We start from the raw sequence: 8,929 nt of genomic DNA, 5'->3' as shown, positions 1-8,929 counted from the left end.
GTTGACGTTTTTATTGATTTTGTTCAGTTTTCAATGTTCAATTTACATGGAGCGGGTGATGGGAATCGAACCCACGACATCAGCTTGGAAGGCTGAGGTTTTACCATTAAACTACACCCGCATTTCGGTTTCTTATATAAAGTGAATGGTCGGGAAGACAGGATTCGAACCTGCGACCCCTTGGTCCCAAACCAAGTGCTCTACCAAGCTGAGCTACTTCCCGTTTACTTGAACAGGATGTTCCGACTTTTGAGTTCGGCACAAGTTGTGCCGGATCTTAGCAGAAGTTCCATAGATGGAGCTTGTTCAAACTGTTACAAATTATAAATTAGTGGCGCGCCCGAGAGGAGTCGAACCCCTAACCTTTTGATCCGTAGTCAAACGCTCTATCCAATTGAGCTACGGGCGCTCATTATAATGGTGCGGCCGAGAGGACTTGAACCTCCACGGGGTTGCCCCCACTAGGCCCTCAACCTAGCGCGTCTGCCATTCCGCCACGACCGCATTAAGCGTTTCGTGCACCTTGAGTTGTTTTACCAACAGAATCAAATTATACATGAATCACATTGGTGTGTCAACACTTTTTTTGGTTCAAAAGAGCAATGACCGTAACCTTCGACCCTCTGCTAATGAATCGAAAAGATGGCTGGGCTAGTTGGATTCGAACCAACGCATGACGGAGTCAAAGTCCGTTGCCTTACCGCTTGGCTATAGCCCAACAAAAAATATGGCGGTCCGGACGGGACTCGAACCCGCGACCTCCTGCGTGACAGGCAGGCATTCTAACCAACTGAACTACCGGACCAAATTAAATTAAACATAGAGAAGGGAAACCGGAAAAGCCGGCTTCCCGACGATGACCCCTACGGGATTCGAACCCGTGTTACCGCCGTGAAAGGGCGGTGTCTTAACCGCTTGACCAAGGGGCCATTATTAAAGTGAAGTTCTGGCGGAGAAGGAGGGATTTGAACCCTCGCGCCGGTTACCCGACCTACACCCTTAGCAGGGGCGCCTCTTCAGCCTCTTGAGTACTTCCCCATAAAGTGGCTCCGCAGGCAAGACTCGAACTTGCGACCGATCGGTTAACAGCCGATTGCTCTACCACTGAGCTACTGCGGAATGATTAATAGCGTCTCATCGACAATTAATATTATATTTTCTACAATAACTTTCGTCAATACTTTTTTAATATTTTTTCTTGAAAACAATATAATAAAAAAAGCTGCTCAATTAAGATAGCAATTGAGACAGCTCTTGTCAATAGGTTATCGCTTTATTTCAGCTAATCTGCCACGGCATGATCCACAAACGTACCTATTTACATCCATCTTTCTCTTACGTCTATAAACCATCCCACATTGAAGACAGCTGTAGTACAGAATTGGACGAACTTTTTTTAGGGCTTTTTGCTGCGGTAATTCTCTGCAATAACGAGGGGAATTCGTTTCAGCCAGTAATTTTTTAAAGTCAGCGTCTCCATGTTTATACCCTTTCCCCTGTAAATGCAAATGATAGTGGCACAGTTCATGTTTTATAATGCCGGCCAGTTCTTTCTCCCCGTACTCAATCGCGTATTTCTCATTCACTTCAATATTGTGTGAATCCAGCAAATAGCGTCCGCCAGTTGTTCTCAGCCGTTTATTAATATACGCCCTGTGTAAAAAAGGCCGGTTGAAAAATTGCAATGATAACTCCTCAGTCATTTTTTGAACCATTTCATCCGTAACAATCATTATGCGTCCGTTTTGACCATTGTAAGAGATATTCGCCCTTTATCAGCATCTACACTCTCTACCCACACCTTTACAATTTCCCCGACCGCTACAACATCAAATGGATTTTTCACAAACCCTTTTTTCAATTTTGAGATATGGACGAGTCCATCCTGTTTTACTCCAATGTCAACAAATGCACCAAAATCAGTTACATTTCGTACTGTTCCTTCTAATTCCATCCCTTTTCTTAAATCTTCCATTTTCAATACATCTGTTTTCAATAATGGAGCAGACAGTTCATCCCGCGGATCGCGGCCAGGCTTTTGCAATGAATCGATGATATCACGCAATGTAATGTCGCCTATTTCCAGTGCAGCCGAGGTTTGCTGTATATACACAGATTTAAGAGCTTCTGCTAATTTATTTGACCCAATTTCTTTTGTTGTAAAACCAAGGTTTTTCAAAAGAGCCGTTACTTCTTTATAGTTCTCCGGATGAATCGATGTTCGATCCAGCGGCTCTTCCCCATCTGTTATACGCAAAAAGCCGATACATTGCTCAAATGTTTTACCGCCAAGTCTAGGTACTTTTTTAATAATAGACCGCTTTAAAAATTTCCCGTTTTCTTCACGATATTTAACAATGTTTCGAGCAACCGTTTTATTTAATCCGGCAACATGCTCCAGTAACGATGGTGACGCTGTATTTACATCAACGCCCACTCTGTTTACAGCTGTTTCTACGACAAAAGAAAGAGAAGCTGATAATTTTTTTTGTGAGACGTCGTGCTGGTATTGACCCACACCGATCGACTGCGGGTCAATTTTAACGAGTTCAGCAAGCGGATCTTGAATCCTTCTGCCAATGGAAACCGCGCTTCTCTCCTCCACCTGCAAATCAGGGAACTCTTCGCGGGCAATGTCAGAAGCTGAATACACACTTGCTCCCGCTTCATTCACAATGATATAAGCTGACTGCTTTTTCAGCTGCGGAATCATCTCCACGACAAATTGCTCCGTCTCTCGTGAAGCTGTTCCGTTCCCGATCGCAATGATGTCCGCTTCGTATTGATCAGCGATTTGTTTAAACTTTGTTTGCGCTTCTTTCCTCTTTCCTTCTCCCACATGAGGATAAATAACGTCGATTGAGAGAACTTTCCCCGTTTCATCCACCACCGCAAGTTTGCATCCGGTACGATAAGCCGGGTCAACAGCAAGCACGACTTTTCCTTTTAACGGCGGCTGAAGAAGCAGGTTTTTCAGATTTTCAGAGAAAATATGGATGGCGCGTTCTTCTGCAATTTCCGTTAATTCATTGCGCACCTCCCGTTCAACGGAGGGACGAATTAATCGTTTGTATGCATCGCGTGCTGCGGCTAGAACTACCGGTGCAGCTGGACTCTGTTCGTTTGCAATAAATGTTTTCGTAAGAAAGCGAACAACGCGCTCTTCATCAAATGAAATACTCACTCTCAACACGTCTTCTTTTTCCCCTCGGTTGACTGCCAGTGTACGGTGCGGTGCGATTTTCCCGATCGCTTCTTCATAGTCATAATACATTTTAAAGACTTCTTTTTCATCTTCGCCTTTTAATTCTGTTTTGATTTTCCCATACTTTGTCATGTCGAGCCGTATACGCTGGCGGACGGATGCATCATCTGAGATTTTTTCAGCAATAATATCAGACGCTCCTTGGATGGCTTCTTCCGAATTCAGCACCTGGTCTGAGATGTACTTCGATGCTTCTTCTTCAAGATTTGCCTGCTGAGGAAATTGAACCAGCCATTCCGCAAATGGTTCCAAACCTTTTTCTTTGGCAATCGATGCTTTCGTTCGCTTCTTTTGTTTGAAAGGTCGGTACAAATCCTCTATTGTCTGTAAGGTCGCAGCTGCTTTTATTTTTGTTTCTAGCTCTGTCGTCATTTTTTCCTGCTCCGTAATCGACCGGATCACTTCTTCCTTACGTTGTTCTATGTTTTTTCGATATGTAAATCGCTCAAGAACTGTACGAATTTCTACCTCATCCAGCGAACCTGTCATTTCTTTTCGGTAGCGCGCAATAAAAGGGATCGTGTTCCCTTCTTCTGTTAGTTGAATAACAGCCCGAATATTTTTCAATGCGATGCCCGTATCCGCAGCTGTTGCTTTTATTAATTGCTCTTCCATCGTCGTGCCTCCGCTTCTTATTATCGATTAATTTTATTTTAACAAAAAAATAAAAAACCCGCTGATCACAGCAGGCTTCCAACTATATATGTCGCATCATCATTTGCACTTACCGCCGCTCCGTCCAACTCAGCAGCAATTTGTTCTGCTGTACGGAAACGCATTAGTTCCTTTGTGTTTAATAAATTGACACCGTCTGAATGAACGAGGAATTTACTGCCTTTTTCATATGTAAAACGTTCCATCCGGTATCGTTGGGGCCGGCCTGACAGGTAGCCGGTCACAGGCAGTGGATATGTCAACTTGCCGTCGGGTGCGTACAGATAAAAACGGATATTTCCGACACAGGTATATTCAAACTGACGTGCTTCGAAATTGACTTTAAAAATGGCCACTGCCGCACCACGTTTTTGGTGAAGAGATTGGTTAACAGACTCCATTAACTCTTCTACTGTTTCTGACTGCCATCTTTGTTTCACAGCTTCTGCCGCTGCAAAAGACGACTCATATGCATACCGTCCGCTTCCTAGACCGTCTGCAAGAAGACAGATAAACTCCCCATTATTTAGTTCTACAAAATACGTATCACCACAAAAAGAGTTATTATTTTTTGAACGGCTTCCGGCAATCATTTCAATGAATGTGTTTTTGAGCCGGTCCATTAAGATAATCGCTCCGTTGAAAACGCCTCAGCATGAATAGCTTCTTTCAATTTTTTTATGGCACGTCTTTGCAGTCTGGATACATGCATTTGAGAAATACCAAGTTTATCCCCAGCATCTTTTTGGCTTAAATTCTCAAGATACGTAAATTGAATGATTTGTTTTTCTCGCTCCGATAAGACATGGAGTACTTTCTCAAGTACAAGACGCTGATCGACGCGCTCATACCCTTCTTCACGACTCCCGACAATATCAAGGAGTGTTACGGTGCTGCCGTCAGAATCAGCTTCGATCGAATGGTCGACAGACAGCGCTTGATAACTTTTGCCCATCTCCATCGCTTCAAGAACTTCTTCATCTGAAATATCGAGGTATTGCGCAATTTCGTCCACTCTCGGTGAGCGCTGTAATGAGGTTGTTAGTTCTTCATTAGCTGATTTAATTTTTGGACCAAGTTCTTTAATCCGGCGCGGAACATGTACACTCCACGTTTTGTCGCGTAAGAAACGTTTAATTTCGCCGACGATTGTCGGTATCGCGAACGCTTCAAAGCTTTTACCAAATGAATCATCGTATCGGCGAATCGCCCCCAAGAGGCCCATCAGCCCAACCTGGACGATGTCTTCATGGTGTGAACGCCCTTTTGAATATTTACGAGCGATCGATTCCACTAAACCTTGATAATGTTTAACAAGTTTGTCCTGTGCTTCTTGGTCGCCTTCATTTTGAAATGCTTTTATCCATTCGATAGCTTGAAGCTTTGCTGCCTGGTTAGGTCGAGATGGTTTCTGCATCCCTCTCCACCCGCTCTCTTTCAAGATACTTAGTCATAAACAAAGTAATCCCTTCATTTTGGTGCACCTTTACTTCATCCATTAACGTCTCGATTAAATACAGGCCCAGTCCGCCTTCACGCAAAAATTCAGCTGATTGATCGTTATAAGGACCGAGAGCTTTCTTTGTTTCATAAAAATCAAAACTCTTTCCATTGTCGGAAACGACGACCTCAAGGTGGTCACTATGCATGCCAAAACCGATAAGCACTTCACCTTCTTCGCCTTTATATGCGTGCTGGACTGCATTTGTAATGGCTTCGCTCGTCGCAATTTTAAGATCTTCAATGGTCTCGTAGGAAAAACCCATCCGGCTGGCGATGCCGGATAAAGTTAAACGAGTAACCCCGACAAATTCCGGTTTTGCAGGAATTTTCATCTCAATGTAGTCAGCTGGCTTCATCATTAAATGCCACCTTCTGCTTTAGGGTTAATATTCATGATGTCTGCAAGACCTGTAATATCAAAAAGGCGTTTTAAACGATCCGATAAGCCATTGAGTTCCAACGTTCCTTCATTTGCATTTAAACTTTTAAAAAGACCTACGAATACACCAAGACCTGTACTGTCCATATATGTAACACCAGACAAATCAATCACGACATTGGCATGCTGTTTTTCAGTGTATGGAAAAGCCGCTTCACGAAGCTTAGGTGCTGTATATGCATCAATTTCTCCTGCAAGTGTAATTGTTGTCTGATGATCTCGTTCTTGTACGTCAATGGAAATGTTCATTTAAATTAAACCCCTTTTACTAAAATGTTTCTACGATTTTTCAATATCTTACTTTTACCCGAACGCCCTCAAGGATAAACCTCTATTAAGCAGTCCGTTTAATAATAATAAGTGTAAAATCATCCCGAAGCTGAAAATCTTGCAAAAATTCAAGTTCTTTATATACTTTGTCGGCAATATCCTGAGCGCCGAGATGTATGTATTTTTCAATATAGCCAACCAGCGTATCTATTTCAATAAACCCGTCTTTTGTCCGGCATTCGGTCACACCATCTGACATAAGCAAGATGGCATCGCCTACTTCTACTTTTCGTTCGTATTCACGATATTTCGCTTTCTTGTCTACACCGAGAAGCAATCCTTTTGCTTTCAGCTCCTCAAACGCTCCTGTTTCACCATTATAATAAAAACCGGGTTCATGACCGGCCGACGAATAATAAAACGTATGATTCCCAGGGTTATACAATCCACTAAACATGGTAATAAACATCGTCGGGTCCACATTTTGTTCAACAACACGATTCAATCGTTCTAATACATCCCCAGGCGTGTGACTGTTTTCCGGCATACTATCCATTGAATATTTAATCATCGACATACAAAGTGCGGCCGGGATTCCTTTTCCAATAATGTCGGCGATCGCTACACTTACCGCTCCATTTTCATGAGAAACAAAGTGATAATAGTCTCCGCTCATCTGCTTGGCAGGCACACTGATCGCCCCGATATCAACAGATGAAATATGGGGAATCTGTGTGCCTAAAAGTGTTTGCTGCATGTTTGCCGCCACTTCTATTTCATTGATTAATTCACGCTGAATAGTACGAAGGCTTTGATGTTCCCGGTAAGCAAGACCGTAGCTCATCATCACCTCAAGCAAAATGTCGAGCGATAAAAGCAATGATTCCGGCAGATCAGGCGCCAGCTCCATAATGGACGTTTTGTGGAGACTGATCATTTCTTCCGGCGAGATTTTATATTCAATCGATTTTCTGCTGAATTTCTGGCTCATGTAGAGAGCTTGTTCAGTTTGGTCGTTAATATACGTTTTTAATATTTCTTTATATTCATCCAGCATCGTGTCTCTGAAACTCATCTTTTCCCTCCTACTTGAGCCACTTCACCGACTGAATAAGGGTTCCTTCCCCCGGAGTGGATTCAATAGAGAATTCATCCATCAACCTCTTTACGCCGGGCAGCCCTGCGCCAAGTCCTCCTGATGTGGAAAATCCATCTTCCATTACTTTGCGTAGATCTGGAATGCCAGGTCCCGCGTCGCGTGAAATGATCGTCATTCCTTTTTTTGTTCCACTCTCTATTTTTTCTATCGTTATTTCTCCCTGGCCGGCGTACAAATAAATATTACGCGCCAGTTCACTGATCGCAGTCGTGATACGCGCCTGGTCTACGGTGCCAAAACCGAGCTCTTTTGCGACATTTCTGCCAAGCTGTCTCGCCGCTACGATATCCCATTCATTTATAATTTTGACACTAGAGTCCATCATTTTAGTCCCCCAGTTCCCGTTGAAGTTTCTCCAAACCTTTTTCGAGATCCAGTGCGGTCATAACTTCCTCCAGCCGGATGCCGAGTTCAATCAGTGTGATCGCCACTGCTGGCTGTATACCCGTGATGACAACTTTGGCACCCATCAGCTTGGACATGCTGATGACATCACCGAGTACTTTCGCAATGAAAGAATCGATAAAGTCAATTGACGTAAAATCAATGACTACACCGCGCGCGCTCGTTTCATGAATTTTGTGAAGAAGATCCTCCTGAAATTGTAGCGCTGTCTGATCATCAAGTTCCCATTGAATTGAGACAAGTAAACAGTCATGCAATTTTAAAATCGGAATTCTCATGTTCATTCTTGTACCTCCACAATTTTTCTTGATGTCATTGCCAGCGCCTGCTCTACACCTTTTTTCAATGTGCTGGTTGTTGTCACGTCCTCCAAATTAATACCTAAGTTGACAATTGTCTGAGCAATTTCAGGACGAATACCTACAATCGTGCATTTCGCGCCTACTAAACGTACAGCTTCTGCCGCTTGAATAATATGATGCGCCACCATTGTGTCAACAACTGGCACCCCTGTGATATCAATTAAAACAACTTCCGCTCTATGGTTCACAACTCCTTCAAGCAGGTTTTCCATTATTTGTTTTGCTCGTTCCGTATCAATCGTACCGACAAGAGGCATAACGGAAATCTTATCAAAAACAGGAATAAGCGGTGCTGACAATTCCTGCAAGGCAATTTTTTGAAGCGAAACGGTCCGTTCCCAAGATGTTGTATACGCTTGTGTAATCGTTTTATACATCGGAAACATCCAATTGTTAATTTCTGCTGTAAAGTCAAAATAGCTGACCTGATCAATAATTCCCTCTTTTTTCATTCCATTTTCGACGATTTGTCCGAAAACTCGTAAGCCGTCCGTCATCATCGTCAACGGCCAGCCAAGACGGACAATTCTTTCCGAAAAATCAACGGCCCGTTCATGAAATACTTCTTCTGATTCCGAAAAATTAGACATGACAAGAGCAACAAAATCCGCGCTCGTTTTGACAAACATATGATCAGACATAGCCTGAACAGCCCGGTCATCTGCTTCCGTGCGCATCAGTTCAATCCATTCATTCAAAATCTCATCGCTGTGAGACTGTACATATTGAAAAATCTTTTTACGCATTCAGTTCGCTCCAATCATCATTCCGCCGCAAAAGTAAGCGTGCGTTTCGTCAAAAACGTTCATTATTTTTATTATAAAGGTTATGTGTACAATTAAAAAGCAGTATCATCTGACACCCGTTAAAAT

At 43.0% G+C, this 8,929-nt stretch carries 10 protein-coding genes and 9 tRNA genes; all 19 read right to left on the bottom strand.

Annotation, left to right across the window (positions count from 1 at the left end; translation table 11 throughout):
- Positions 1-47: 47 nt before the first annotated feature.
- The 19 genes from BTO28_RS10455 to BTO28_RS10365 all read right to left on the bottom strand — a co-directional run bounded on the left by BTO28_RS10455 (position 48) and on the right by BTO28_RS10365 (position 8,803).
- Positions 48-121, bottom strand: a tRNA-Gly gene (locus BTO28_RS10455).
- Between the two features lie 25 nt (positions 122-146).
- Positions 147-223, bottom strand: a tRNA-Pro gene (locus BTO28_RS10450).
- 109 nt (positions 224-332) lie between these two features.
- Positions 333-409, bottom strand: a tRNA-Arg gene (locus tag BTO28_RS10445).
- Positions 410-418: 9 nt separating this feature from the next.
- A tRNA-Leu gene (locus tag BTO28_RS10440) sits at positions 419-504 on the bottom strand.
- A 139-nt stretch (positions 505-643) separates the two neighbouring features.
- Positions 644-718, bottom strand: a tRNA-Gln gene (locus BTO28_RS10435).
- A 10-nt stretch (positions 719-728) separates the two neighbouring features.
- Positions 729-805 (bottom strand) — tRNA-Asp (locus BTO28_RS10430).
- Positions 806-857: 52 nt separating this feature from the next.
- Positions 858-929 (bottom strand) — tRNA-Glu (locus BTO28_RS10425).
- A gap of 18 nt (positions 930-947) precedes the next feature.
- Positions 948-1,038, bottom strand: a tRNA-Ser gene (locus BTO28_RS10420).
- Positions 1,039-1,044: 6 nt separating this feature from the next.
- Positions 1,045-1,119, bottom strand: a tRNA-Asn gene (locus BTO28_RS10415).
- Between the two features lie 146 nt (positions 1,120-1,265).
- The gene (locus tag BTO28_RS10410) at positions 1,266-1,733 is read right to left on the bottom strand and encodes a SprT family protein (protein WP_076765992.1); all 468 of its coding nucleotides are present in this window, start codon (positions 1,731-1,733) and stop codon (positions 1,266-1,268) included.
- The gene (locus BTO28_RS10405; RefSeq protein ID WP_076765990.1) at positions 1,733-3,880 is read right to left on the bottom strand and encodes a Tex family protein; all 2,148 of its coding nucleotides are present in this window, start codon (positions 3,878-3,880) and stop codon (positions 1,733-1,735) included. Before BTO28_RS10405 ends, BTO28_RS10410 begins: the two co-directional genes overlap by 1 nt.
- Positions 3,881-3,945: 65 nt before the next feature.
- Positions 3,946-4,542, bottom strand: a complete 597-nt coding sequence (locus BTO28_RS10400; protein WP_076765988.1) for a PP2C family serine/threonine-protein phosphatase — start codon at positions 4,540-4,542, stop codon at positions 3,946-3,948.
- The gene (sigB, locus tag BTO28_RS10395) at positions 4,542-5,336 is read right to left on the bottom strand and encodes an RNA polymerase sigma factor SigB (protein WP_076765986.1); all 795 of its coding nucleotides are present in this window, start codon (positions 5,334-5,336) and stop codon (positions 4,542-4,544) included. The genes BTO28_RS10400 and sigB overlap by 1 nt, the downstream gene beginning before the upstream one ends.
- Entirely contained in the window at positions 5,314-5,778 is a 465-nt protein-coding gene (gene rsbW, locus BTO28_RS10390; protein ID WP_456297750.1) for an anti-sigma B factor RsbW, read from the bottom strand. The genes sigB and rsbW overlap by 23 nt, the downstream gene beginning before the upstream one ends.
- A 2-nt stretch (positions 5,779-5,780) precedes the next feature.
- On the bottom strand, positions 5,781-6,110 hold the full coding sequence (locus BTO28_RS10385) for an anti-sigma factor antagonist (RefSeq protein ID WP_076765983.1): 330 nt from the start codon (positions 6,108-6,110) through the stop codon (positions 5,781-5,783).
- Between the two features lie 85 nt (positions 6,111-6,195).
- The gene (locus BTO28_RS10380; RefSeq protein WP_076765982.1) at positions 6,196-7,206 is read right to left on the bottom strand and encodes a PP2C family protein-serine/threonine phosphatase; all 1,011 of its coding nucleotides are present in this window, start codon (positions 7,204-7,206) and stop codon (positions 6,196-6,198) included.
- Positions 7,207-7,216: 10 nt separating this feature from the next.
- Complete coding sequence (locus BTO28_RS10375) at positions 7,217-7,615, bottom strand: anti-sigma regulatory factor (RefSeq protein ID WP_076765980.1); 399 nt, start codon at positions 7,613-7,615, stop codon at positions 7,217-7,219.
- 1 nt (position 7,616) lies between these two features.
- Positions 7,617-7,979: an STAS domain-containing protein gene (locus BTO28_RS10370; RefSeq protein WP_075399121.1), complete on the bottom strand. Its 363-nt coding sequence runs from the start codon at positions 7,977-7,979 to the stop codon at positions 7,617-7,619.
- Positions 7,976-8,803, bottom strand: a complete 828-nt coding sequence (locus tag BTO28_RS10365; protein ID WP_076765978.1) for an STAS domain-containing protein — start codon at positions 8,801-8,803, stop codon at positions 7,976-7,978. Before BTO28_RS10365 ends, BTO28_RS10370 begins: the two co-directional genes overlap by 4 nt.
- Positions 8,804-8,929: the final 126 nt, after the last annotated feature.

This window comes from Domibacillus epiphyticus, assembly GCF_001975785.1.
In the GTDB taxonomy this organism is placed as follows: domain Bacteria; phylum Bacillota; class Bacilli; order Bacillales; family Domibacillaceae; genus Domibacillus; species Domibacillus epiphyticus.
Note: the sequence above shows the minus strand (reverse complement) of the source record. Positions and strands in the feature narration are given on the sequence as shown.